Origin of the sequence: Streptomyces sp. NPDC004126 (genome assembly GCF_050275515.1) — a bacterium.
In the GTDB taxonomy this organism is placed as follows: Bacteria; Actinomycetota; Actinomycetes; order Streptomycetales; family Streptomycetaceae; genus Streptomyces.
Genome location: NZ_JBNNPF010000043.1, coordinates 44,612 through 67,660 on the forward strand (window position 1 = coordinate 44,612; position 23,049 = coordinate 67,660).

Consider the following 23,049-nt stretch of genomic DNA (forward strand, 5'->3'; position numbering starts at 1 on the left):
AGCCCCGGCACCCCTGGACCGACAAGCATCGGAGCCCTACGCTCTGCCCTTGATCTGACTAACCGTCAGCTGGCGCCCGGCCGGCACGCCCCAGGGAGGTCCGCGATGACGACCACGGAAACGGCGGCGGGAGCGACCACGGACACGGCCACGGCCACGAACACGGCCGCGGGAACGGCCAGGGCCACGGCGGACACGGCCAGGGCCGCGGCGGACGACGCGACCGCCACCGACCTCGGCCGGTCCGCCACCCTCTGGGAGCTGATCGCCCGCCGCGCCGCCCTCACCCCCGCCGCCACCGTCCTCATCGAGGCCGCCGAGCAGCCCGCCACCGAGCAGGGGTCCGCCGAGCAGGGGTCCACCGACCGCACCCTCACCTTCGGCGCCCTCCGCGACCGCGCCGAACGCGTCGCCGCGGGCCTGTACGGCATGGGCGTACGCCCCGGCACCGTCGTCGCCTGGCAGCTCCCGACCCGCATCGAGACCGTCCTGCTGTCCGCCGCCCTCGCCCGGCTCGGCGCCGTCCAGTCCCCGGTGATCCCCTTCTACCGCGACCGCGAGGTCGGCTTCGCGCTGCGCGAGTCCAAGGCCGAGTTCTTCGCCGTACCCGGCTTCTGGCGCGGCTTCGACCACACCGCCATGGCCCACCGGCTCGGCGCCCGCGGCGTCTTCGAGGCGTACGCGAACCTCCCCGACGGCGACCCGGCCGTGCTGCCCCCGCCGCCCGCCGACGGCACCTCCGTCCGCTGGATCTACTGGACCTCCGGCACCACCTCCGACCCCAAGGGCGTCCTGCACACCGACCGCTCCCTCATCGCCGGCGGCTCCTGCCTCGCCCACGCCCTGCGCCTGACCCCGGCCGACGTCGGCTCGATGGCCTTCCCCTACGCGCACATAGCCGGGCCGGACTACACGGTGATGCTGCTGCTGTACGGCTTCCCCGCCGTCCTCTTCGAGAAGTTCGCGATGCCGGACGCGCTCGCGGGCTACCGCCGCCACGGGGTCACCGTCGCCGGCGGCTCCACCGCCTTCTACTCCATGTTCCTCGCCGAACAGCGCAAGGACCCCTCGGTGAGGCTCCTCCCGAGCCTGCGCCTGCTCGCCGGCGGCGGCGCCCCCAAGCCCCCGGAGATCTACCACGCCGTCGTGCGCGAGCTCGGCTGCCAGCTCACCCACGGCTACGGCATGACCGAAGTCCCGATGATCACCATGGGCTCCCCGGACGACACCCCGGAGAACCTCGCCACCACCGAGGGCCGCCCCCCGCAGGGCATGTCCATCCGCATCACCGCCCCCGACGGCACCCCCCTGCCCGCCGGCACCGACGGCGAGGTCCGGCTGCGCGGCGAGGCCGTCTGCCAGGGCTACCTGAACCGTCCGGAGACCGACGGGGAGACCTTCGACGCCGACGGCTACCTGATCACCGGCGACCTCGGCCACCTCACCCCCTCCGGCCACCTGGTCCTCACCGGACGCAGCAAGGACGTGATCATCCGCAAGGGCGAGAACATCTCCGCGAAGGAGGTCGAGGACCTCCTCCACCAGCTCCCCGGGGTCGCCGACGCCGCCGTCATCGGCCTGCCCGACGAGGAACGCGGCGAACGCGTCTGCGCCGTCGTCGAGCAGCCGCCCGGCGCCGCCCCCCTCACCCTGCCCCAGGTCACCGCGTACCTGCGCGCCCAGGGGCTCTCCCCGCACAAGCTGCCCGAGCAGCTGGAACTGGTCGACGCACTGCCCCGCAACGACGCCCTGCGCAAGGTCCTGAAGTACCGGCTGCGCGAGCGCTACAGCTGAGCGCGAGCCGGAATCCAGCGGGGCCTGACACCAAGGTGTCAGGCCTCTTGGTGCCGGGCCGCAAGCCTTCCCGGGCCCTCGGCGGCCGAGCAGGATGGTGATCACCGGAACGGCGGCGGGAACGAAATCCCGAAGCCGGGGCCACGGGGGCGACGACCACCCCCGGAGCCCGGACAGCCGCCTTCCGGATCCACCGCAGCAGCCATCGCCAGGGGGCACCGCCATGTCCAGAACCGCTCAGCTCACCGCGCTCCGCACCGCCGCGATCCGCAACGCCGCGGACCGCTCCATCGGGTGGGACTGAGCGGCATGCTCCTGGTCCGCCTGCCCCTGATCAGCCACACCGGGGCACCGGGTACGGAGAGCGGGGCGAGCCTCCTCCAGGACGCCCTCTGGGCCCACGCCGGCCCGCAGCACGCCCTCGAACACGTACGGGTGCGCCCCCTCCCGGAGGGGATGAGCGTGGCCCTGTTCGTCCGGGCCGAGAACGACGCCCGGGCCCACGAGAAGGCCCGCGCCCTCCTCGCGTCCGTCCTCGGGACGGGTGCGGCCCGCCACTACTCGATGGGCCCCCTGATCCCCAACTGACCCACCGCACCACCCCACACCACCCGCACCACCCCTGCACCACCCTTCCGCGCCCCCTACCGTCCGCCCGGTTCCCACGACCGCTGTTCCTGCAGGGCAGCCGTCCACCGGCACGGCACCACGGTGCGCGCCCCCGTCCTTCCGGCCTCGACCAGGCCTGCCCGCGGCACGAGCACGCGGCGCCATCACACGTACCTCCACGTCCACAGGAGCTCAGCCATGCCCAAGAACCTCAAGGCCACCGCCATCCGCGTCGCCTCCGCCTCGGCCCTCGCCGCGACCGCCGCCACCATGGTCTTCGTGTCCCCGGCCAGCGCCTCGGCGCTCACCGACGGCATCGCCGCGACGGCCCGCACCGAGAACGGCAACGGCGCCTGTGCCCACGGCGGTTACGTCGGCGGCCCGAACCAGAACAGCAGCTGCTACAACGGCCAGAGAGACCACGCCTGGTGCGCCGACTTCGCCGGCTGGGTCTGGGCCCGCAACGGGGTCACCGGCCTGTCGACGCTGAACGACCTCGCGGACAGCTTCTACGACTACGGCGTCAAGTACGGCACCCTCTCGAACACCCCGCACGTCGGCGACGCGGTCGTCTACAACCACGGCGGCGGCTACTCGGACGATCACGTGGCCATCGTCACCGGGATCTCCGGCAACACCGTCACCATCACCGGCGGCAACCAGGGCGGCTACCCCGGCCACGTCAGCACCAACAGCACCACCAACTGGCAGGTGGGCTCCTCCCCCTGGGGCCAGCGGATCAGCGGCTACATCTCCCCGGCCGGCTCCAACGCGCCGTCCTACCCGAACCCCGCCTCGCTGGCGGACGGAACCCTGGTCAAGTCGCCCAACGACCCCGCCGTGAAGGTCATGATCAAGGGCGCCGGCGTGCCCGTCGCCGGCTCCGACGTCACGCCGGACAAGTACGACCTCAGCAAGATCGTGCTGATCGACGAGTCGGCGTTCCGCTCGCTGGCGAGCGCCCCGCCGTCGGGCACGGTGGTCCACGACCAGGCCGGCGGCGCCGAGCGGTACGTGATCATCGACGGTGCGGCCCTGAAGATCGGCGCCGACGACTGGGCCGCCGCCGGCTACAACCAGCGCCCGGACATGGGCGTCCCGACCGCCTGGCTGAAGACCGCCGCGCAGCGGCAGGTCACCACGGGCCTGGTCGTCATGGACCAGACCGGCAAGGACCCGGCCCGCTACGTGATGGTGGAGGGCGCCGCCCTGCACATCACCGAGCCCGAGTGGAACGCCTACAAGTACAACGAGATGACCCTCATGGGCGTCCCCGGCGAGTGGCTGAAGGCCGCCGCGGCGAAGGCTCCGGCCAACGGCACCGTGGTCATGGACCAGGCCGGCGGCCCGGCCCGCTACGTGGTGGTCAACGGCACCGCCATCCACATCTCGGGGGCGGAGTGGACCGCCAACGGCTACAACCAGCGTCCCGAGATGGGCGTCCCGACGAACTGGCTGACCACCGCGACCGCGAAGCAGCTGGCCAACGGGACCGTCGTCAAGAAGGCCGACGACCCCACCATCTACGTGATGGCCGGCGGCAAGGCCGTCTCGCTGACCTGGTCCGACTTCACCGGCCTCGGCTACGACAAGCGCCCCCTGGAGACCATCCCGGGTGAGTGGCTGGGCACGGCCGTCGCCAAGGCGGTCCCGGCGGACGGCACCATGCTCCTCGCCCAGGGCGACGCCACCGTCTGGCAGGTCACCGGCGGCAAGAAGCGGGCCATGACCGCCGACGAGTTCGGCCCCGGCAAGCTCAGCTTCAACGACGTCGTCAGCGTCCCGGCCGCCCTCATCACCGGCCTGCCGACCGCCACGCCGACCACCCCGCCGGCCGTCTGACGGTCCCTCGGCACCGCCTGAGCAGCACCGCCTGAGCACCATCCCCGAGCCGCCCGGCCCCCGCCGGCCGGGCGGCCGGGGCCCTCGCCTCCCCGCCGGCCCGTCGCCCCGCCGCCGCCCCAGACCTTCCGAGGACACCGTCATGCGCTCCGCCGCCCGCAAGAAGTCCGTACTCCTCACCACCGCCACCGCCCTCCTCGCCATCGCCGCCCCGCTCGCCACGAGCACCAGCGCCTCGGCCGCCTCGGTCGCCACCTGGGACAAGGTGGCGCACTGCGAGAGCACCGACAACTGGAGCATCAACACCGGAAACGGCTACTACGGCGGCCTCCAGATACTCAAGAGCACCTGGGACGCCTTCGGCGGACGCACCTACGCCGCCTACCCGCACCAGGCCACCAAGCAGCAGCAGATCCTGATCGCGGAGAAGATCCTCGCCGGCCAGGGCGCGGGCGCCTGGGGCAGCTGCGGCTCGGCCGCCGGCCTGGCCTACGACCACGCCGACCCGTACCCGTCGGGCCCCACCTACCCGAGCCCGTCCTCGCTCGCCGACGGCACCCTCGTGAAGTCCCCGAACGGCCCCGCCGTCAAGGTCATGATCAAGGGTGCGGGCGTCCCGGTCGCCGGCTCGGACGTCACGCCTGACCACTACGACCTGTCCAAGATCGTGCTGATCGAGGACTCGGCGTTCAACGCCCTGCCCGCCTCCCCTCCCGCCGGCACGGTCGTCCACGACCAGGCGGGCGGCGCGAGCCGGTACGTGATCATCGCCGGGGCGGCCCTGCACATCGGCGCCGGCGACTGGACCGCGAACGGCTACAACGCCCTCCCGGACATGGGCGTGCCGACCGCCTGGCTGCAGGCCGCCGCCGCGAAGGCTCCGGCCAACGGCACCGTGGTCATGGACCAGTCCGGCGGCCCGGCCCGCTACGTGATGGTCAACGGCACCGCCGTGCCGATCTCGGCCGCCGAGTGGACCGCCAACGGCTACAATCAGCGTCCCGAGATGGGCGTCCCGACCAGCTGGCTGGCCGCCGCCGCCGCGAAGCAGCTGGCCAACGGCACCGTCGTCAAGAAGGCCGACGACCCCACCATCTACGTGATGGCCGGCGGCAAGGCCGTCTCGCTGACCTGGGCCGACTTCACCGGCCTCGGCTACGACAAGCGCCCCCTGGAGACCATCCCCGGCACCTGGCTCGGCACCGCCGTCGCCAAGACCGCCCCCGCCGACGGCACCATGCTCCTCGCCCAGGGCGACGCGACCGTCTGGCAGGTCACCGGCGGCAAGAAGCGGGCCATGACCGCCGACGAGTTCGGCCCCGGCAAGCTCAGCTTCAACGACGTCGTCAGCGTCCCGGCCGCCCTCATCACCGGCCTGCCGACCGCCTGACCGTCTGACCACCCCGGCAGCACCCCGCGTACGCGGCTCCGGACCACCGGAGCCGCGTACCCGCGCGTGTTGCTACAGCCGGCTCAGCGACGCCGCCGCGAAGAGCACGTCGCGGATGGCCTCCCGGTCGCCGGTCTGGCCGACCGCGGCCTCCTCCGGGGAGATGTGGCCGGCGGCCAGCTGGCAGAACTCCAGTCCGTCCAGAGCGACTTCCGCCACCGTGTGCTCCCGCGACGGTTTCGCCGCCGGGGAGTCCAGGGCGATGTCCCAGCCGCCACCGCCCGCGCCCTCGATCTCCAGGTGCAGGGTCCGGCCCGGAGCGCCCGCCGCGACCAGGCCGCGCGCCGGCGCCGCCAGCCCCGAACGACGCCGGCCCGCCAGGGCTCCGGGCAGCAGCCGGGCGGCGAGGTCGATCATCCGGTGCAGGTGCGGCCCCGAGGGCGGCTCGTACGGGTAGTCCACCGCCTCCGCGATGTCCCAGGCGTGCACCCAGCACTCGAAGGCCCGCTCCAGGAAGGCGTCCCCCAGCGGCAGCGCGAACCCGCCGTAGTCCACGGACAGTTCGGCCACGCCCCGGCCCGCGAAGGAGACCGTCCGGACCAGCGTGTGCCCCTGGGCCCGCCAGGGCTCGCGGACCTTGCGGGTGACCGGGTAGGGGGAGGAGTTCCAGAAGTGCTCGGTACGGTCGGCCGGGCCGCCCGGCGGCGCCTCGGGACCCAGCGGGTCGTCCAGCCCCAGCGCGGTCGCGATCATCCCGTCCACCGTGAGCAGGTGCCCGATCACCCCCGCGACCGTCGTGCGGTGCGAGCGCCGCCGTTCCTCCTCGAACCACTTCAGCCGCACCGGGGTGTGCCACTCCGAGTCGCCGAAGTCCCGAAGCAGCGCGTCGAGCCGCGCCGTCTCGGTGTCGTACGGGGTCGCCCACACCGGCACGGGGATGCGGGCGGGCCGCTTGCCCAGGCAGTCCTCCAGCACCCGCGAACGCAGCAGCGGCTTGAGGTCGAGGCTCTCCTCCGGATGCAGCAGGCCCACCGCGTCGCGCAGCCGCAGCGCCTCCTCGGCGCAGGGCGCGCACTCGGTGAGGTGGTCCTCGACGGCCTGGGTCTCCTCCGCGGAACAGGCGGCGAGCGCCCACGCGCCGAGCAGTGACTTCAGCACGGCGTGCGAGGGCGGTGCGGGCGGCAGCGTCTCGGGGGCGTCCAGGTCGTCACCGGCCGCGCGGGGACCCGGTATCCGTGCGCGACCGCCCGCCCGCTGCTCGTACGCGTCGTCCGGGGTGTCTTCGGAGGGTCCTGTCATCGGGGCGTTCCGTATCCGCGTGGGCCGTATCCGGGCGGGGCGGTGTCCTCCCGGGGGAGGACGTTGGCGGTCGACAGCAGCTGGAGGCCGAGCCGCAGCCTGCGCCGTGCCTCGTCCTCGCTGATCTGCAGGTCGGCGGCGGCCTGGCGGTAGTCGCGGCGTTTGAAGTACGCCAGCTCCAGGGCGGCCCGCAACGGCGCGGGCATGGAGGTGACGATGTAGTCCGCGCGGGCGGCCGCGTTGGCGCTGCGCACCTTCTGCTCCAGTTCCTCGCGCGAACCGCGGCCCAGTTCGGCCTGGCGCAGCCGGGCGACGGCCTGGCCCTGGGTGATCCGGGCGACCCAGGAGCGCATGGAGCCCTGCTTGGGGTCGTAGGCGTCCGGGTTCTCCCAGATGTAGCCGAAGACCTCGCGGGTGATCCGGTCGGCGGCCTTCTCGTCGCCGAGGACCCGGTGGGCCAGGCTGTGGACCAGCGAGGCGAAGCGGTCGTAGAGCTCCCCGAGCGCCGCGGCCTCACCGCGGGCGAGGCGCTGCTGCATGCGACGGTCCCAGCGCGGTGGAACGTCCTTCGCCATCGTGCCTCCAACCGTGTGTCGACCCGTCAAATGTAGTGGGCAACGGACGGAACGCGCCGGTTTTGCGGGAACCTCCCCCCGCACGTGCGACCGCCGTGCTAGGGCCCGCCCGGGTCAGCGCGTTGGCACACGCGTACGCGCCCCGGCGCGCTCCCCGTGCGCGGGTTCGATGCGGCCACCTCCTTGACCGCTTCGCTTAACGCGCAGGCCACGAAAGCCTTACGCTCCTGCCTGTCTTGATCTGAACCCCGACCGCAGCCCCAACGCACACGTGAAGGCGGAACGCCGAACATGGACAGCGCAGAGTACGAGCGCAAGATCGCCGCCCGATTCGCCACCTTCGACCAGGACGGGTCCGGCTATATCGACCGGGAGGACTTCAGCACGGCGGCGAAGGCCGTGCTGGCCGAATTCGGTACGGCCGCACGCTCGGAGAAGGGCCAGGCCGTCTTCAACGGCGCCGAGGCGTTCTGGCAGGGTATGGCCGGGATCGCCGACGTGAACGGCAACCAGCGCGTCTCCCGCGAGGAGTTCGTCACGGGCGCGGCGAAGCGGCTGCGGGACAACCCGGAGCGGTTCGCGGAGATCGCCCGTCCGTTCCTGCACGCCGTGATCGCCGTCGCGGACGGGGACGGCGCCGGTGCGAGCCCCGCGGCGGCGGCCCGCGTGCTGCGCGTCCTCGGCACCGAACCCGCCCTGGCCGCCCAGGTCGCGGCGGCCCTGGACGCGGACGGCGACGGCCGCATCTCGGAGGACGAGATCCTCAAGGCCTTCGCCGGCTACTGCGGCGTCGACCCCGACGCCTGAGCCCCGGGCCCCCGGCCCCGGCACCCGCCCGGCACCCGCCCGGGGCCGTCCCCCCGGGCGCTGTCCGAGCGCGCTGATAGCGTGCCGCCACCGGCCGGAACGATCACGGGAGGCGGCTCGGCATGCAGGAAGTACGAGAAGTGGCACGGCACTCGGTGGGCGGGGAGCGGACGTCCGCGGCCCTCCAGGACATCGTCCTGCGGACCCTGATGCGCCACGCCCGCCTGGAGTGCGACCCGTCCCCCGAGCGGCTGTGGAGCCTGTCCGAGGAGATCCTCGACCACGTCGCCGCCTGCACCACGGAGGGCGGACGGCTCGGCGAGGGGCCGCGCACCGCGCTGCACACCGCCGCGGAGTGCGCCATGGGCGCCCTGAGCATCGGCTGCTTCCCGGGCGGCGACCAGGAGGTCCCGCTCCCGCTGATCGGCGAGACCCTCAGCAGCGACGACCTCGACTTCCGCGGCGCCGTCACCGCCGCCCCCACCGCCCGGACCTGGCTCGACGCGTTCGAGACCAGCGTGGTCAGCGGCCTGGTGTGGGACTGGCAGAAGGTCATCGGCCTGCTGCTGCGGAACGACTACGCGCCCGCCCTCCGCGACGGGGTGCCGTACTCGCCCCACGCCTCGCACTCCGAGCCCGGGGACCTCGCCGCGATGGACGCCCTGTGCGGCTACCTCGCCGAGAGCACCGGCCACCGGCCCAGCGACTGGCCGACCGTACCCCTGTGCAAGCCGGACGCCGCCGCGCGCGCCGCGGCGGCCGCCGCCCTGGACGCCGCCGGCCCGCTGACCGCGGACCAGCGGCTGCTGCGCGTACTCCTCGACGACGACCGGGCGGCCTTCGAGAGCGCCCTCGCGGACCGGCTCGCCGCCCACCGCGCGGGCGCGGAGGCCGAGCCGGACCCCGCGCCCCGGACCCTGCTGCCGCTCGGCCCGCTGGCGCTGGCCGCCCTCGCGGTCCAGACGCACCAGTGGGAGCTCGGCGTCCGCTCCGGCTACCTGCCGCCCGAGCTGCTCGGCTTCACCGACGCGATGCGCCTGGCCGGCCGGACCCAGGTCAACGGGCTGGGCGGCTGGGTCGCCAAGTAGCGGCCCGCGGCCCGCGGCCCGGGGCTACGCGAAGACGACGGTCCGCGAGCCGTTGAGCAGGACCCGGTGCTCGCTGTGCCACTTCACGGCCCGCGCCAGCGCCTGGCACTCCACGTCCCGGCCGATGGCGACCAGCTGGTCCGGGGTGACCTCGTGGCCGACCCGCTCGACCTCCTGCTCGATGATCGGGCCCTCGTCGAGGTCGGCCGTCACGTAGTGGGCCGTGGCGCCGATCAGCTTCACACCGCGCGCGTGCGCCTGGTGGTACGGCTTCGCGCCCTTGAAGCTCGGCAGGAAGGAGTGGTGGATGTTGATGATCCGCCCGCTCAGCTCCTTGCACAGGGTGTCCGACAGCACCTGCATGTAGCGGGCGAGCACCACCAGCTCGACGTTCTGCTCGCGCACCAGCTCCAGGAGCCGCGCCTCCGCGTCCGCCTTGGTGTCCTTGGTGACCGGGATGTGCACGAAGGGGACGTCGTACGAGCCGACCAGCTCGGCGAAGTCGGTGTGGTTCGAGACCACCGCCGCGATCTCCACCGGCAGCGCGCCGATCCGGGAGCGGAACAGCAGGTCGTTCAGGCAGTGCCCGAACTTCGACACCATCAGCACGATCCGCATCCGCTCGTCGGAGCGGTGGATCTGCCAGTCCATCCGGAAGGAGTCGCCGATCGCGGCGAAGCTGGCGCGCAGCTTCTCCACCGTCACGGCGGGCTCGGCCTCGAAGTGCACCCGCATGAAGAAGAGCCCGGTCTCCCGGTCTCCGAACTGCTGACTGTCCACGATGTTGCAGCCGGTCATGAAGAGGTAGCTCGACACGGCGTGCACGATGCCCTGCTTGTCGGGGCAGGAGACGGTCAGGACGTACTGGGCCTGGGCCTCGGGCTGGGCCTGGGACTGTGGGTCTGCGCTCATGACGGCACAGCCTTTCACACCACGCGGGTCAGCGTTTTCAGCACGTCGACGGAGGTCGGCCGGTCGTCCGGGTCCTCCCCGTCAGCCGTCGACATCCGCACGTGCGCCTCGCGCGCCGCCCGGACCGCCTCGGGCCAGTCCTGGTGGCCGAGGTACGCGGAGACGTGCGCGTCGGGACCGACCTGGTGCAGGATCCGCAGCACCCGCAGCACGACGTGGTCGACCAGGGCCGCCTCCTGCGCGTCGCGGAAGATCGTGCCGACGTACTTGTCGGCGGACCAGCTGTCGAGCCAGGTGTCCTCGACGAGCCGGTACACGGCGTCGGTGACGTCGCCGTACCCTTCGGCGCCCGCGACCCAGACCTCCTCCTGGAACAGCGGGTCGGAAAGCATGTGCAGCGCGGAGCGCACGTTGCTGCGCCAGCGCCACCACGGCATGTCGTTGAGGGGCATGCCGCCCATGGTGGAGGAGCGGCCGCCGCGGCGGGAAGAGTTCTTCGAACCTTGGGCGAATGTCACGCTTTCGATCGTACGTTCCCGAGTAGTGCGATCTTGAAGCACCTGCGCGTGACCGCGCCCCTGCAATTCACCTCGACGTCACCCTTTGTTGTGTCCATCTCATCGCCGAGTTACCCACGGGGCGGAAGGGTCGGTGGACATGACCAATCACCGACGCGCAACTCCCCTCTCCCGTCTGCTCATTGCCACGGTGACGGGCGCGTGTCTCACCACCGCGTGCGGGGTGGTCCCCGGTGGCTCGGGGGGCTCCGGGGACTCCCTCACGGTCATGACCTTCGCTCCCATCGGAACCAAAGCGACCAATATGGCCGGTATGCCGGGCATGGCAAAGGCCTACGAACGGTGGGTGAACGCCAACGGCGGCATAAAGGGCCGCAAGCTGCGCGTGATCACCTGCAACGAGAAGAACACCGCCACCGGCGCCGCCGACTGCGCCCGCAAGGCCATCACCGAGAAGGCCGTCGCCGTCGTCGGCTCCTACAGCCAGCACGGCCGCGCCTTCATGGCCCCGCTGGAGGCCGAGGGCATCCCGTTCATCGGCGGCTACGGGGTCTCCGCCGAGGAGTTCCAGAGCACCCTGTCCTTCCCGGTCAACGGCGGCCAGCCCGCGCTGCTCGCCGGGGCCGGCCACCAGCTCGGCAAGGCCTGCTCCCAGGTCTCCCTGGTCCGCCCCGACACCCTCGCCGGCGACACCATGCCGGTCCTGCTGAACGCGGGGCTCAAGGCCAACGGCATGCCCGAGGCCGACGACATCCGGGCAGCCGAGGACTCCGCCGACTTCAAGCCGCAGGCCCGCGAGGCCCTGACCGGCACCCCGTCGACCCCGGCCGCCACGCCCGCCGCACCCGCCACGACCCCGGCCACGCCCTCCGCCCCCTCCACGTCCACGTCCGCATCCCCCTCCCCGTCCCCGTCCAAGGACCCCAAGCCCGCGAAGGCCCCGGCCGCCGACACCGCCAAGGACAAGAGCTGCGTGACGGCCGTCCTCGGCGAGCGCACCGAGATCTTCTTCGACGCCTTCCGCCGCGTCGACACCCAGCACAAGACGCAGATCTCCTCCGTCCTCGGCAGCATCAGCCAGGCCCTGGTGGACCGCACCGGCGGCAAGGAGAGCCCTTTCGAGGGCGCCTACGTCACCAGCTGGTACCCCGTCGCCACCGACCCCCTGTGGGCGCCGATGCGCAAGGTCATCTCCGAGCAGGCCTTCGGCGACGACACCGTGGACCCCGACGACAGCGGCGCCCAGACCACCTGGATCGCGTACAGCGTCCTCAACCAGATCGTCCAGCGGTTCAAGAGCAACGAGGACATCACCGCCCGCAAGCTCACCCGGGCCCTCAACCAGTCCCCGGGCGTCCAGACCGGCAACCTCACCCCCGAGCTGAGCTGGCGCTACCAGGACATGCGCGCCGTCGCCGGGTTCCCGCGCCTGGTCAACGGCCGGGTCAGCTTCCAGACCGTCCAGGCCGGCCGCCTGGTCGCCCAGCTCGGCGAGCAGAACCTCGACATGACCCCGACCCTGGAACAGGCCCCCCGCTCGGCCTGACCCGGGCGGGGCGGCCGTCCGTCCGTCACAGCTGGGACTTGTCCCGCTTGGTGAGGCCGTACTTGGCGGCGATCGTGTTCCACATGGTCGCCGCCGACTCCTTGGACCGGGTGGCCTCGGCGCTGGACTTGTTGCCGTCCTGCGCGTTGTCCGTCACCTTGGCCTTGCCGTCCTTGTCGCCCTTGGCGTCCTTGTCGTCCTTGCCGTTGCCGCAGCCGCCCTTGTCGCGGGCGACCTCGTCCGCCCAGTCCGCGTAGCTGTTGTCGGCGTCCGCCGAGGCCTTCCACGCCTTGGTCAGGCTCGCCGAGAGACGGGCGTGGTTCGGGAGCAGATCGATCTTGAGCTCCTGGAGCCGGGTGACCAGCCCCTCGCGCTGCTGGGCTGCCTCGCGCAGGTCCTGGGCCGCCTGCGTCAGGTTCCGGCAGTCCTTGATGTCGTCCACGGCCTTGATCACCGTGGTCCGGCTGTCGCTGGCGTCTTCCAGCAGCTTGTCGAGCTGGACGGCCTGCGGACGCGCCGGGTCGACCGCCCCCTCGCCCGGAGCCGCGCCCGAGTTCGCGGAGCCGCTGGCGGCGGGGGCCACCGCGCCCGGGTCGGTGTTCTGCGCCTTGCCGTCGCTGAGCAGGGCACCCACCCCGAGCCCGGCGACGACCAGCCCGAAGACCGCCGCCGCGATGACGGCCGGCGGGATCCGCCGCGCGGGCGCGGGCGGCGGGGGCGGCGGCGCGTACTGCTGCTGCGGCGGCCCGGGCCGCTGGGGCGGGGCGGGCGGCGGGGTCCGGCGCGGCCCCGGGTCCTGGACCGGCGGCAGCTGCTGGGTGTGCCCGGCGGCGGCATCGGCGTCGCCGTCGGCCCGGAACAGCGCGTCGAACGCCTCGGCGGGGGCCGCGGGGGCCGCTGCGGCGGGGACGGGCGGGATGTACTGCGTCGCCTGCTCGTGCGGCGCCCCCGGACCCGCCGGCACCGGCGGGATGTACTGCGTCGCCGCTTCGTCGGCGGCGGCGGCCGGGACCTGGGCGATGTGCTGCGTGGCCTGCTCGTGCAGCCCGGCGGCCGGCACCGGCGGGATGTACTGCGTCGCCGCGTCACCGGCGCCCGCCGCCGGGACGGGCGGCATGTACTGGGTCGCCTGCTCGTGCGGCGCGGCCGGGACGGGCGGGATGTACTGGGTCGCCTGCTCGTGCGGCGCCCCCGGACCCGCCTGCACGGGCGGGATGTACTGCGTGGCCTGCTCGTGCTCGGTGCCCGGACCGGCCGGAACCGGGGCGATGTACTGGGTCGCCTGCTCGTGCGGAGCCGCCTGCACGGGCGGGATGTACTGGGTCGCCTGCTCGTGCTCGGTGCCCGGACCGGCCGGAACCGGGGCGATGTACTGGGTCGCCTGGCCATGCGGAGCGCTCGGCAGCGGCGGGTAGCCGTAGCCGTGCGGGTCCCCCGGCCCCTCGAAACCCGGGCCGGCGACGTGGCCGGCCGGCGGCGGATAGCCGTACGCGGGCTGCCCCGGCTGCGGCGGCGGCTCGTACGCGGACTCGTACGGCCCGGAGTACTGCTGCTGCGCGGCCGGCGCCGCCTGCGGGTCCTGCGCGGCCGGGTACCCGTACGCGGGCGGCGTTCCCCATGCCTCGCCGGGCTGCGGCCCCGGCTGCTGCGGGTAGCCGGGAGCCGGCACCGGCTGCGCCTGATGCGGCGTCCCGGGCTGGGGGACGCCCCCTTGTCCGTTCTCCGTCACCGGGACTCCTTCTGCCTTCTCCGACCGGTCCGAACCCACGGAACCGTCGAGTCACGCTACCCGGTGACGCCGTGATCACGTCAGGCCGCCTGGACCTCCAGCCTCGCCCCGAACTCCCGGACGGCCGGTTCCTCCCGGTACGGCTCCAGCCTCGCGCGGAAGTCGTCCAGGTACTCCGCACCCCGGCGCGAGCGCAGCGAGCCCAGCAGTTCGGCGGCCTTCGTCGCCGTCTGGCAGGCCTGCTCCACCTCCCGCTGCTGCACCTGCGAGGCCGCCAGCAGCAGCAGCCCGATCGCCCGCCGGCGGGCCTTCGTCGCGGGCAGGTTGCGCAGGGCCTCCTCGGCCCGCCGGCCCGCCGCGTCGGCCTGGCCGAGGTCCCGGTGGCAGTGCGCCAGCTCGTCCGCCAGGTAGGCCTGGTCGAAGTGGCGGATCCACACCGGGTCGTCGCCGGACTCCGGCTCGGCCCGCTCCAGCGCCGTCACCGCCCGCCCCGACAGCACCGACGCGGCCCGGGCGTCGCCCAGCAGCGCGTGCCCGCGCGCCTCGGCGGCGTAGAACATCGCCTCCACCCGCGGCGTGACCTGCCCCCGCGTGCCCTCCTGCGCGGCCCGCGCCAGCTGCGCGATCTCCCGCGGGTTGCCCAGCTCGGCGGCGAGGTGGCTCATCGACGCCGCCAGCACGTAGCCCCCGTACGCGCGGTCGCCCGCCGCCTGCGCCATCCGCAGGGCCTGGATGTAGTAGCGCTGGGCCAGACCCGGCTGTCCGGTGTCCACCGCCATGTAGCCGGCCAGCTCCGTGAGCCGGGCCACCGCCGCGAACAGGGCCCGCCCGACCGGCTCCCGGTACGAGCCCGCGATCAGCCCCGAGACCACGGAGTTGAGGTAGTGCACCACCACCGGCCGCACGTGCCCGCTGCCGAAGCGGTGGTCGAGTTCGGTCAGCGCCTCGGTGGTCGCCCGTACCGCCTCCACGTCCGGCATCCCCACCCGCGCCCCGCCGCTGCGCGCCACCTGCGGGTCGGCGCCGGTGATCAGCCAGTCGCGGCTCGGCTCGACCAGGGCGGAGGCCGCCACGCTCGACCCGGAGAGGAAGTCGCGGCGCCCCACGTCGCTGCGCCACAGCTCGCAGACCTGCTCGATGGCGCCGATGACGGTCGGGGAGAACTGCAGGCCGACCCCGGAGGCGAGGTTCTTCCCGTTGGCCATGCCGATCTCGTCGATGGTGACGGTCCTGCCCAGCTTGCGGCCGAGGGCCTCGGCGATGATGCCGGGGGCCCGGCCGCGCGGCTGCTGGCCGCGCAGCCAGCGGGCGACCGAGGTCTTGTCGTAGCGGAGATCGAGGCCGTGCTCGGCCCCGCACATGTTGACGCGCCGTGCGAGCCCGGCGTTGGAGCACCCGGCTTCCTGGATGAGCGCCTGCAGTCGTTCGTTCGGCTGGCGCGCTACGAGAGGCCTGGCTGCCATGAAAACCCCCTGAGGCCGCGGGTGATCGTTCGAATGATCACTTCCCGCCTGAAGTGCCGAGAATCTTCCCCTCTGCGACGTGTCGTTACCCAGCGACCGCGCCCCGGCCTCCCACGCGCCCCCGCACGTGCACCCGTGCGCCCCGTATGCAGGATCGATGCAGCGCCCACCGGCTGGTTTACGCCCGTAACCCGCCGTGCCCCGGAGAGTTGTGAGGAGCGTGGAAGAGACCATCACAGTCACGGAGACCGCCCCCATCCCCCAGCAGCGCGGCGACCAGCTGCTGGACCATGCCGTGCGGTACGTGGAAGAACGCCACTGGGACGTCTTCGCCGGCACGTGGCTGGAGCCCGGCGACGGCCGGGAGGTGTGCTCCTGCGGGGTGGCCGACTGCCCGGCGCCCGGCGCCCACCCCGCGGTCAAGGACTGGCAGTCGCTGGCCTCGGGCAGCGCGGTGGGCGTGCGGCGGATCTGGGGCAAGCACCCCGGCGCCTCCATCCTGATGCCGACGGGCCGCACCTTCGACGCGCTCGACGTACCGGACTCCGCCGGGTTCCTGGCACTGGCCCGGCTGGAACGCCACGAGCGGACCCTGGGCCCGGTCGCGCTGACCCCCGACCACCGGATGCTGTTCTTCGTCCTCCCGGGCGCCGGCGCCAAGGTGGCGGACCTGGTGCGCAAGCTGGGCTGGCTGCCGCACGCCATCGACCTGGTCACGCGCGGCGAGGGCCAGTACGTGGCCGCGCCGCCGACCCGCTTCGGCGGCAAGGGCCCGGTGCAGTGGGCCCGCAAGCCCACCCCGGCGAACCGGTGGCTGCCCGACACCGAGGAGCTGATCGACGCCATCGCGTACGCCTGCGGCAGCGAGGCCGCCGCGGCCCGGGGCCGCCGCAAGGGATGACTCCCTCCGCCTCCTCCTGACATACGCGTCCCTGAGATACTCGTCCCTGGCATACGCGCCCCTGACATACGTGTCCGCGAGTTCATGACATTCGTAACTTCTGGCGCCTGTCCCCTCCTCCTATCGTGAGGAAAGTACGACCACGGGGAACAGAACGAGAGGCAGGCGCATGCCGGACCAGGGTTATGCGGCGGACGGTACGGACGGCGGGACGGGCGGTGGCGCGCGATCCGCGCAGCCCGCGGCCGCCGTGCGGGTGGAGGGGCTGTGGAAGCGCTTCGGCGAGCAGGTGGCCGTCGCGGGCATCGACCTGGAGCTGCCGGCCGGCCGCTTCATCGGCCTCGTCGGCCCGAACGGCGCCGGCAAGACGACCACGCTGTCCATGGTGACCGGGCTGCTGCGCCCGGACATGGGCCGGGTGGTCGTCGCCGGGCACGACGTGTGGGCCGACCCGGTCGAGGTCAAGAGCCGCATCGGCGTCCTGCCCGAGGGCCTGCGCATGTTCGAGCGCCTCTCCGGCCGTGAACTCCTCGGCTACATGGGCCGGTTGCGCGGACTGCCGGGCGAGGAGACCGACAAGCGGGCCACGCAGCTGCTGGACGTCCTCGACCTCGCGGGCTCGCAGCACAAGCTGGTCGTCGACTACTCGACGGGCATGCGCAAGAAGATCGGCCTCGCCGCCGCGCTGCTGCACAACCCCGAAGTCCTGTTCCTGGACGAGCCGTTCGAGGGCGTGGACCCGGTGTCGGCACAGACCATCCGCGGGGTGCTGGAACGTTACACCGCGTCCGGTGCGACCGTCGTCTTCTCCTCCCACGTGATGGAGCTCGTCGAATCGCTCTGCGACTGGGTGGCCGTCATGGCGGGCGGGCAGATCCGCGCCGCCGGCCCGCTGGCCGACGTACGGGGCTCCGCGCCCTCCCTCCAGGAAGCCTTCCTCGAACTCGTCGGCGCCCGCGACCACGCCGCCGGCGACTCCCTCGACTGGCTCGGCGGCGCACGATGAGCACCGCCGCCGCGGCCTCCGGGCCCTCCGTCACCTCGCTGTTCGTCCGCCTGAAGCTCTCCCTGATGCGCAACGGCCTCAAGGGCTCGTCCAAGCGCAAGGCCGTGTGGATCGTCAGCCTGGTGATCTCGCTGCTGTTCTCCCTCTTCGTCACGCTGTGCCTGGCCATGCTGCACGGCCACGTCCACGCCGGGACCGTCGTCGTCCTGCTGTCCGCGATCCTCGCGCTCGGCTGGACCGTCATGCCGCTGTTCTTCCCGAGCGGCGACGAGACCCTCGACCCGAGCCGGCTGGTGATGCTGCCGCTGCGCCCGCGTCCGCTCGTACGGGCCCTGCTGGCCTCCTCGCTCGTCGGCACCGGCCCGCTGTTCACGCTCTGCATCGCCGCCGGCTCGGTGGCCGCGGTCGCCCACGGCGCGGCGGGCATCACCGCCGCCGTGATCGGCGCCCCGCTCCTGCTGCTGGGCTGCGTCGCCCTGGCCCGCGCCGTGGCCACCGCCAACGTCCGGCTGCTGTCCAGCCGCAAGGGACGCGACCTCGCGGTGCTCAGCGGCCTGCTGATCGCGATCGGCGCCCAGCTCGTCAACTTCGCCAGCCAGAGCCTGTTCAAGCAGGGCGGCCTGACCGCACTGGAGCCGGTCGAGGCCGTCGTGCGCTGGCTGCCTCCGGCGACGGCCGTCGGCATGGTGGACTCCGCGAGCCGCGGCTCTTACGGCGTGGCCGCCGCCCAGCTCGCCCTGACCCTGGCGGCCCTCGCGGCCCTGCTGTGGTTCTGGGAGCGCAGCCTGACCAGCCTGATGGTCACCCCGGACGGCTCCACCCTCGCCGCCGCGAAGCCCGAGAAGGACCGCGGCGCGGCCCGCGGCTTCTGGTCCCTCCTGCCGGGCGGGCGCACCGGCGCGGTCATGCAGCGCACGCTGCGCTACGCCGTCCGCGACCCGAAGACGAAGTCGGCCTGGGTGTCCTCGCTGGCGGTCGGCGCGATCGTCCCCGTCTTCAACGCCCTGCAGGGCACCGGCTCGGTCTACCTGGCCTGCTTCGGCGCGGGGATGCTCGGCGTCCAGATGTACAACCAGTTCGGGCAGGACACCTCCGCCTTCTGGATGGTCGCCCAGACCATCTCCTCGCCGCGCGACGCCTTCGGGGAACTGCGCGCCCGTGCCGGTGCGCTGGCGCTGGTCACCGTCCCTTACACGGTCCTCGTCACGGTGGCCACCGCCGCCCTGGTGGGCAACTGGTCGGGCTTCCCGGCCGCCCTGGGCCTGGGGCTGGCCCTGCTGGGCTCGATGCTGTGCACGGGCGCGCTGGCCTCGGCGCACTTCGCGTACTCCATCCCGACGGAGGGCGCGTTCAAGAACGTCGCCCCGGGACAGGGCGGCCTGGCCTGGCTGGGCATCGTCGGCGGCATGGTCTCGTCCGCGGTGATCTGCTCCCCGGTGATCGGCCTGACGGTGTACATCAGCCTGACCGACGACCCCGGCGCCCTCGGCCTGCTCGCCCTCCCGATCGGCATCGCCTGGGGCCTCCTGGCCACCTGGGCGGGCCTGCGCCTGGCGGCCCCGGCGGTCTTCCGCAAACTCCCGGAGATCCTGACGGCGGTCAGCAAGGGCTGACCCCACCCCTGCACCACCCCGAGGGGGGCGACGGGCCGGCGCCCGCCGCCCCCCTCGGTCGTGCCACCGGACCACAACCCGACGTGAGCGCGCGAGGCGGGCACCTGTCGCACTCGCCCCCGCAGACCTATCGTGGGAGTGAAGGGTCGCTCCACGAGACGTGGGAGCGCCGGTGCGACCGCCGGCCCCGGCCGGGTCGTCGGCCGCCGGGCGGGCTCGACCTCCGTCGGCCCCCGCACGAGCCAGTGGCTCACCCCTCGGCATCGGACGCGTCCATGCCCATCAGCCCGATCAGACCTCTAGCCCCGGGGCGCATCCGCACGCCCGTACGCGCCACGGCGGCACAAGGCGCCCTGCTGTGCTTCCTGTTCTGCACGGGCACGCTACCGGTGCTGGCCATCCCCCTGACCCTGGGCGGGCTGATCGTCCTGCACACCGCCGCGGACGCCGTGATCGTCCCGCTCTGGAGCGCGGCACTCCTGCTGCTGTGGCGGAGCACGCCCGTGGCGCGGGCGGCCCGCTCCGGCTTCGTCAGCGGGCTGATCGCGGTCACCGCGTACGACATGCTGCGACTGCCGGTCATCCACCTGGGAGGCTGGCCCGACTTCATCCCGAGGCTCGGCCAGTGGATCACCGCCTCCGACAGGCCGAACGCCGCGGTCGGCTACGCCTGGCGCTACATCGGCGACGGCGGCGGCATCGGCATGGCCTTCGCCCTGTTCTGCCTGGTGGGCGGCATCCGGCGCCGACTGGTGGCGTGCGGGCTCGCGTACGGCGTCTTCGTGTGGTCGGGCCTCATCTCCACCCTCCTGCTCGTACCGCACGGCCAACAGCTGCTGTTCCGCCTCACCCCGGCCACCCTGGCCGTCAGCCTGGCCGGCCACCTGATCTACGGCAGCACCCTGGGCTGGTGCCTCAACCGCCTCGACACCCACCACCACGTCCTGGCCGACCCGCCCTTGCACCTGCGCCTGCGCCTGCGCCTGCCCGTACCCCACCACTGACGCGGCGCCGCTGTACGGCCGCGCATGCTCACCATCCAGCCGTAGAACAGCCCCGTTCACGCGGTGGCGAGAACCGCCTGGATGAAGGCATTTGGCGGCAGGTAATTGTGTGCCTCGACGTAGTGAGCGATCAGTTCAGGGGCGGCGTAGGCGACGTCTCCACCCATCACCCATATCTCGGCGCTTCCCTGCGGGTGACTGACGCGACTGCCGAACACCCGCGAAGCACAGAACGGGCAGGAGTGGAAGCCGCGAGTCTGCCGAGCTCGGTGCGTACTGCTCATGCGGCTCAGCGCCGCAGCCAGCGCGGAGGGAGGGTCGCCTTGCTCGTAAGGCCGCCCGCGTCCAAGCCAGCCCACGTTGACCAAGGGGACACCTCGCCAAAGGCCCGTCGCATCCCTTGCCCAGTTGCCCCTGTCATACGTGTACGGCGTCAAGTCCGCCGACTTCGACCGGCGGCGGCACAAATTCACCTTCGGCCGGGGGCCGGGCGTGGTTCCCTTTCTGTGGTGATCCGCCTGACGGGGAGGGCGGCACGAGGGGCGGGGAGCGAAACCATGGCCGGACCCGGCGTACAGGCCGAGGAGCTCCTGGTGATCGTGCGCGGCCTGGTCTCCGAAGTTCCGCACCAGCGGGCGCTGAGCGCCGATCAGGTGACGGACTGGGTGGGGAGCTACTCGGAGGCCGACGGGCGGGTCCTGGCCGGCGTCCTGGCCGTCGCGGCCTGCTCCGAGTCCGACGCCACCGCGCTGGAGGCCCAGCTCAACGCCATCATCCAGCTGGGCTCCCTCGCGGAAGAGGGCTCGGTGTCGCACCTGAAGGGGCTCGAAGGGCGTCCGCTCCCCGGAATCCTGTCCGAGTACGTCCACGACATCCTGCACGAGTGACCGCGCACGTCTGGAGTTTCCAGTGACCACACCTACGAGCTCCGACCCGGAAGGGCTCGCCACTGATCGCGTTCTGCGAGCCGAGGCGATATTGAACAGCTACGCGCCGCTCCTCGGGGCAATCTGCCCGGACGAGCGGCACCCCCGGTTCGGGCACTTCCAGGTGGCCCGCCTGGTCTGGTGGTTCGCCGAGCCTCACGACGAGTTCATCCCCCTGTTCGAAGCCGCCGCGCGAGACGCCCCTCGCCTCGTCGGCTGGGAGTGCAGGGTCGGGAAGATCTGGGACATCTCGCCCGCCCGACTCCTCGAGGAGTGGCGGGGCAACGGGAAGAACATGCAGAAGGCGAAGCTCGCGGTGATACAGGATCAGGAATTCTGTCTGGCCGCGTCCCAGGACCTGGACCTGATCCTGCAGATGCTCGCGGCGTCCGCCCCGGACCCCGGACGGCCCGAAGGGACTACTGCCTGATGTCGGCCGGCGAGGACGGGCTTCTCGGGCTCATCCGCGGCAGCGGGCTCGTGGTGGAGGCGGTCCGGGGTGATGTGCCCGGGCTGTCCGTGGACGCGGCCTGGCGGGCCGTGGCCGGGTTCGGGGTGGAGCCTGTGGCGGTCTTCCCCCTGGAGGCGGACCGCGCCGGGGTGCACCGGCTGTGGCTGGAGCATGCCCGGCAGGCGGATGTCGTCGATGACGAGGGGGTCTTCCTCGTCACGGCGGTCGTGACCGGTAGCGCGGAAGTCGGGTGGGTGCGCGTGCGTCTGACCGGCGGTGCCGACGTCTCCCGTCTCGTCGACGACCAAGGGCGGATCGAGTTCATCGCCCGGTCCCGGTCCGGGCACCGGATCTGCGGGATCACCGCCGAGGAGTACGGCCACTGGGTCGTCAGTCTGGATGTGCCGCCGTAACCCCGGTGTCAGTGGGGGCCGTTAGCTTCGGGGTATGTCGATCACCGCACAACTGCGCGACTCGGTACGGCTGCCGGGTGGGGATTCGCTGGTCAACGGCTTCGCCTTCGAGGGGCGGTACGGCGGGGCCCGGCGGGCTCTGCTCCGGGGTGGGGGCCGGCTGGAGGTCTGGGACCTGGACCGGTTGTTCGCCGGGGAGCGGGAGCCCGTCGCCGTGTTCGGGGTGCCCTGGGCGGGGTGGGAGCACGGGGTGCATTCCGTGAGTCCCGACGGGGCGTTCGCCGTGTTCTCCGGGCAGCGGACCGTGCGGGCCCTCGGGGTGGGCGGCGAGGTGCTGTGGGAGTACCGGCACGGCTGCTGGGGGCCCGAGCTGGGGCATCCGCACTCGGGGGACGAGCAGGAGGTGTGCCGGGGGCTGGAGCACGGGTCGTGCCGGGTTTCGGACGACGGGCGGCTCGTGTGGGCGCATGTCACGGGGGATGACGCCGAGTACTGGGTGGTGCTGGACGCTGGCGACGGGCGGGAGTTGGCGCGGCTGCCGCTGGACAGTGCCGCCGCCGGGTCACACCACCTCTCGCACCCGGACGGGATCCACATGGGGCTGTCCATCGGCATGGGCCAGGACGGCATCCTGCTGCACTGGGCCCGGTGGGACGGCGAGCGGCTCACCGCCTGGGACCTCAACGAGACCATGGACCGGATCCTGGCGGACGTCCACCCCGGCCACCGGGGCTACCTCACCGTCGAGCACTACGGCGCGGACCTGCGCCTGCACGCCCTGGACGGCGACACCCTCGCCACCGCCGTACCGGAGCAGTACTGGGACTACGGCTGCGGCTTCGTCGACGCCGACACCGTCATCGCCTCGACGGGCGACGCCGCCGAGGACCCGGACCAGGGCGGCCACTGGCTGCTGGACGGCCGCTCGCTCAAGATCCGCGGGCAGGTCACCTACCCCGACGGGCCGGTCACCGGATACGTACGCCCCCTCGGCGACGGCACCTGGCTCACCTACGACGGCAAGACCGGCACCCTCAATCGCTGGAGCGCGGACACCGCCTAGCTAGCTGTATTGATCACGAGCGTTGTTGACAGTCGGCGGGTCTTGAACATGGCGAAGACCTCCGGTGTGGTGGGAGCTGTCTAGGAACTCACCGCACGGA

General features: G+C 72.8%; 22 protein-coding genes. 15 read left to right on the forward strand and 7 right to left on the reverse strand.

From position 1 onward, the window contains the following. Positions 1–105 precede the first annotated feature (105 nt). The 4 genes from ACQKM2_RS31005 to ACQKM2_RS31020 all read left to right on the forward strand — a co-directional run bounded on the left by ACQKM2_RS31005 (position 106) and on the right by ACQKM2_RS31020 (position 5,635). On the forward strand, positions 106–1,794 hold the full coding sequence (locus ACQKM2_RS31005) for a class I adenylate-forming enzyme family protein (protein WP_427715553.1): 1,689 nt from the start codon (positions 106–108) through the stop codon (positions 1,792–1,794). Positions 1,795–2,103: 309 nt separating this feature from the next. Then, positions 2,104–2,382 carry a hypothetical protein gene (locus ACQKM2_RS31010; RefSeq protein ID WP_427715556.1) on the forward strand — a complete coding sequence of 93 codons (279 nt, stop codon included), beginning with the start codon at positions 2,104–2,106 and terminating at the stop codon, positions 2,380–2,382. A 219-nt stretch (positions 2,383–2,601) separates the two neighbouring features. Continuing rightward, positions 2,602–4,245: a CHAP domain-containing protein gene (locus tag ACQKM2_RS31015; RefSeq protein WP_427715558.1), complete on the forward strand. Its 1,644-nt coding sequence runs from the start codon at positions 2,602–2,604 to the stop codon at positions 4,243–4,245. 142 nt (positions 4,246–4,387) lie between these two features. Then, entirely contained in the window at positions 4,388–5,635 is a 1,248-nt protein-coding gene (locus ACQKM2_RS31020) for a transglycosylase family protein (protein ID WP_427715560.1), read from the forward strand. A gap of 72 nt (positions 5,636–5,707) precedes the next feature. On the opposite strand, the gene ACQKM2_RS31025 is transcribed toward ACQKM2_RS31020, so the two are convergent. Continuing rightward, entirely contained in the window at positions 5,708–6,934 is a 1,227-nt protein-coding gene (locus tag ACQKM2_RS31025; protein WP_427715562.1) for a zf-HC2 domain-containing protein, read from the reverse strand. Next, positions 6,931–7,509, reverse strand: a complete 579-nt coding sequence (locus ACQKM2_RS31030) for a sigma-70 family RNA polymerase sigma factor (protein ID WP_007265652.1) — start codon at positions 7,507–7,509, stop codon at positions 6,931–6,933. The genes ACQKM2_RS31025 and ACQKM2_RS31030 overlap by 4 nt, the downstream gene beginning before the upstream one ends. 291 nt (positions 7,510–7,800) lie before the next feature. Here ACQKM2_RS31030 and ACQKM2_RS31035 point away from each other — a divergent pair, with 291 nt between their 5' ends. Both ACQKM2_RS31035 and ACQKM2_RS31040 read left to right on the forward strand, forming a co-directional pair. Then, on the forward strand, positions 7,801–8,316 hold the full coding sequence (locus tag ACQKM2_RS31035; RefSeq protein WP_427715565.1) for an EF-hand domain-containing protein: 516 nt from the start codon (positions 7,801–7,803) through the stop codon (positions 8,314–8,316). 122 nt (positions 8,317–8,438) lie between these two features. After that, positions 8,439–9,404, forward strand: a complete 966-nt coding sequence (locus tag ACQKM2_RS31040; protein WP_427715567.1) for an immunity 49 family protein — start codon at positions 8,439–8,441, stop codon at positions 9,402–9,404. Positions 9,405–9,428: 24 nt separating this feature from the next. Here ACQKM2_RS31040 and purU read toward each other — a convergent pair whose 3' ends face one another. Together purU and ACQKM2_RS31050 are read right to left on the reverse strand one after the other, a co-directional pair. Then, positions 9,429–10,316 carry a formyltetrahydrofolate deformylase gene (gene purU / locus ACQKM2_RS31045; RefSeq protein ID WP_285343476.1) on the reverse strand — a complete coding sequence of 296 codons (888 nt, stop codon included), beginning with the start codon at positions 10,314–10,316 and terminating at the stop codon, positions 9,429–9,431. Positions 10,317–10,330: 14 nt separating this feature from the next. Continuing rightward, the gene (locus tag ACQKM2_RS31050; protein WP_125603043.1) at positions 10,331–10,777 is read right to left on the reverse strand and encodes an SCO4402 family protein; all 447 of its coding nucleotides are present in this window, start codon (positions 10,775–10,777) and stop codon (positions 10,331–10,333) included. Between the two features lie 196 nt (positions 10,778–10,973). Here ACQKM2_RS31050 and ACQKM2_RS31055 point away from each other — a divergent pair, with 196 nt between their 5' ends. After that, entirely contained in the window at positions 10,974–12,380 is a 1,407-nt protein-coding gene (locus tag ACQKM2_RS31055) for an ABC transporter substrate-binding protein (protein ID WP_427715570.1), read from the forward strand. A 25-nt stretch (positions 12,381–12,405) separates the two neighbouring features. Here ACQKM2_RS31055 and ACQKM2_RS31060 read toward each other — a convergent pair whose 3' ends face one another. After that, entirely contained in the window at positions 12,406–14,109 is a 1,704-nt protein-coding gene (locus ACQKM2_RS31060; protein ID WP_427715573.1) for a hypothetical protein, read from the reverse strand. A gap of 80 nt (positions 14,110–14,189) precedes the next feature. Then, positions 14,190–15,572, reverse strand: coding sequence for a transcriptional regulator (locus tag ACQKM2_RS31065; protein WP_427715574.1), 1,383 nt, complete (start codon positions 15,570–15,572; stop codon positions 14,190–14,192). Positions 15,573–15,792: 220 nt separating this feature from the next. Here ACQKM2_RS31065 and ACQKM2_RS31070 point away from each other — a divergent pair, with 220 nt between their 5' ends. From ACQKM2_RS31070 to ACQKM2_RS31085, 4 genes are all read left to right on the forward strand, one after another. Further along, a complete protein-coding gene (locus ACQKM2_RS31070) occupies positions 15,793–16,473 on the forward strand; it encodes a bifunctional DNA primase/polymerase (RefSeq protein ID WP_427715576.1) in 681 nt (226 codons plus the stop codon). Between the two features lie 169 nt (positions 16,474–16,642). Next, positions 16,643–17,479, forward strand: a complete 837-nt coding sequence (locus tag ACQKM2_RS31075) for an ABC transporter ATP-binding protein (RefSeq protein ID WP_427715578.1) — start codon at positions 16,643–16,645, stop codon at positions 17,477–17,479. Next, entirely contained in the window at positions 17,476–19,092 is a 1,617-nt protein-coding gene (locus tag ACQKM2_RS31080; RefSeq protein ID WP_427715581.1) for a transporter, read from the forward strand. Before ACQKM2_RS31075 ends, ACQKM2_RS31080 begins: the two co-directional genes overlap by 4 nt. Positions 19,093–19,367: 275 nt before the next feature. Continuing rightward, positions 19,368–20,096, forward strand: a complete 729-nt coding sequence (locus tag ACQKM2_RS31085) for a DUF6789 family protein (RefSeq protein ID WP_427715583.1) — start codon at positions 19,368–19,370, stop codon at positions 20,094–20,096. A gap of 56 nt (positions 20,097–20,152) precedes the next feature. On the opposite strand, the gene ACQKM2_RS31090 is transcribed toward ACQKM2_RS31085, so the two are convergent. Next, the gene (locus ACQKM2_RS31090) at positions 20,153–20,380 is read right to left on the reverse strand and encodes a hypothetical protein (protein ID WP_427715585.1); all 228 of its coding nucleotides are present in this window, start codon (positions 20,378–20,380) and stop codon (positions 20,153–20,155) included. Between the two features lie 273 nt (positions 20,381–20,653). On the opposite strand from ACQKM2_RS31090, the gene ACQKM2_RS31095 reads away from it, so the two are divergent. Genes ACQKM2_RS31095 through ACQKM2_RS31110 form a run of 4 tightly spaced genes read left to right on the forward strand, consistent with a single transcriptional unit; the run spans position 20,654 to position 22,949 of the window. Continuing rightward, the gene (locus ACQKM2_RS31095; protein WP_427715586.1) at positions 20,654–20,983 is read left to right on the forward strand and encodes a hypothetical protein; all 330 of its coding nucleotides are present in this window, start codon (positions 20,654–20,656) and stop codon (positions 20,981–20,983) included. 22 nt (positions 20,984–21,005) lie between these two features. Then, a complete protein-coding gene (locus tag ACQKM2_RS31100; RefSeq protein WP_427715587.1) occupies positions 21,006–21,452 on the forward strand; it encodes a hypothetical protein in 447 nt (148 codons plus the stop codon). Beyond that, entirely contained in the window at positions 21,452–21,886 is a 435-nt protein-coding gene (locus ACQKM2_RS31105) for a hypothetical protein (RefSeq protein WP_427715590.1), read from the forward strand. The genes ACQKM2_RS31100 and ACQKM2_RS31105 overlap by 1 nt, the downstream gene beginning before the upstream one ends. Before the next feature lie 34 nt (positions 21,887–21,920). Next, positions 21,921–22,949: a hypothetical protein gene (locus tag ACQKM2_RS31110; protein WP_427715592.1), complete on the forward strand. Its 1,029-nt coding sequence runs from the start codon at positions 21,921–21,923 to the stop codon at positions 22,947–22,949. Positions 22,950–23,049 lie beyond the last annotated feature (100 nt).

What these genes read in the sequence shown, in the direction of transcription:
- ACQKM2_RS31055 (WP_427715570.1), top strand. Translation starts at nt 10,974, where the DNA reads ATGACCAATCACCGACGCGCAACTCCCCTCTCCCGTCTGCTCATTGCC.
- ACQKM2_RS31010 (WP_427715556.1), top strand. Translation starts at nt 2,104, where the DNA reads ATGCTCCTGGTCCGCCTGCCCCTGATCAGCCACACCGGGGCACCGGGT.
- ACQKM2_RS31020 (WP_427715560.1), top strand. Translation starts at nt 4,388, where the DNA reads ATGCGCTCCGCCGCCCGCAAGAAGTCCGTACTCCTCACCACCGCCACC.
- ACQKM2_RS31080 (WP_427715581.1), top strand. Translation starts at nt 17,476, where the DNA reads ATGAGCACCGCCGCCGCGGCCTCCGGGCCCTCCGTCACCTCGCTGTTC.
- ACQKM2_RS31025 (WP_427715562.1), bottom strand. Translation starts at nt 6,934, where the DNA reads ATGACAGGACCCTCCGAAGACACCCCGGACGACGCGTACGAGCAGCGG.
- ACQKM2_RS31110 (WP_427715592.1), top strand. Translation starts at nt 21,921, where the DNA reads ATGTCGATCACCGCACAACTGCGCGACTCGGTACGGCTGCCGGGTGGG.
- ACQKM2_RS31085 (WP_427715583.1), top strand. Translation starts at nt 19,368, where the DNA reads ATGCCCATCAGCCCGATCAGACCTCTAGCCCCGGGGCGCATCCGCACG.
- ACQKM2_RS31105 (WP_427715590.1), top strand. Translation starts at nt 21,452, where the DNA reads ATGTCGGCCGGCGAGGACGGGCTTCTCGGGCTCATCCGCGGCAGCGGG.
- ACQKM2_RS31065 (WP_427715574.1), bottom strand. Translation starts at nt 15,572, where the DNA reads ATGGCAGCCAGGCCTCTCGTAGCGCGCCAGCCGAACGAACGACTGCAG.
- ACQKM2_RS31035 (WP_427715565.1), top strand. Translation starts at nt 7,801, where the DNA reads ATGGACAGCGCAGAGTACGAGCGCAAGATCGCCGCCCGATTCGCCACC.
- ACQKM2_RS31015 (WP_427715558.1), top strand. Translation starts at nt 2,602, where the DNA reads ATGCCCAAGAACCTCAAGGCCACCGCCATCCGCGTCGCCTCCGCCTCG.
- ACQKM2_RS31090 (WP_427715585.1), bottom strand. Translation starts at nt 20,380, where the DNA reads ATGAGCAGTACGCACCGAGCTCGGCAGACTCGCGGCTTCCACTCCTGC.
- ACQKM2_RS31030 (WP_007265652.1), bottom strand. Translation starts at nt 7,509, where the DNA reads ATGGCGAAGGACGTTCCACCGCGCTGGGACCGTCGCATGCAGCAGCGC.
- ACQKM2_RS31040 (WP_427715567.1), top strand. Translation starts at nt 8,439, where the DNA reads ATGCAGGAAGTACGAGAAGTGGCACGGCACTCGGTGGGCGGGGAGCGG.
- ACQKM2_RS31075 (WP_427715578.1), top strand. Translation starts at nt 16,643, where the DNA reads ATGCCGGACCAGGGTTATGCGGCGGACGGTACGGACGGCGGGACGGGC.
- purU (WP_285343476.1), bottom strand. Translation starts at nt 10,316, where the DNA reads ATGAGCGCAGACCCACAGTCCCAGGCCCAGCCCGAGGCCCAGGCCCAG.
- ACQKM2_RS31005 (WP_427715553.1), top strand. Translation starts at nt 106, where the DNA reads ATGACGACCACGGAAACGGCGGCGGGAGCGACCACGGACACGGCCACG.
- ACQKM2_RS31095 (WP_427715586.1), top strand. Translation starts at nt 20,654, where the DNA reads ATGGCCGGACCCGGCGTACAGGCCGAGGAGCTCCTGGTGATCGTGCGC.
- ACQKM2_RS31050 (WP_125603043.1), bottom strand. Translation starts at nt 10,777, where the DNA reads ATGGGCGGCATGCCCCTCAACGACATGCCGTGGTGGCGCTGGCGCAGC.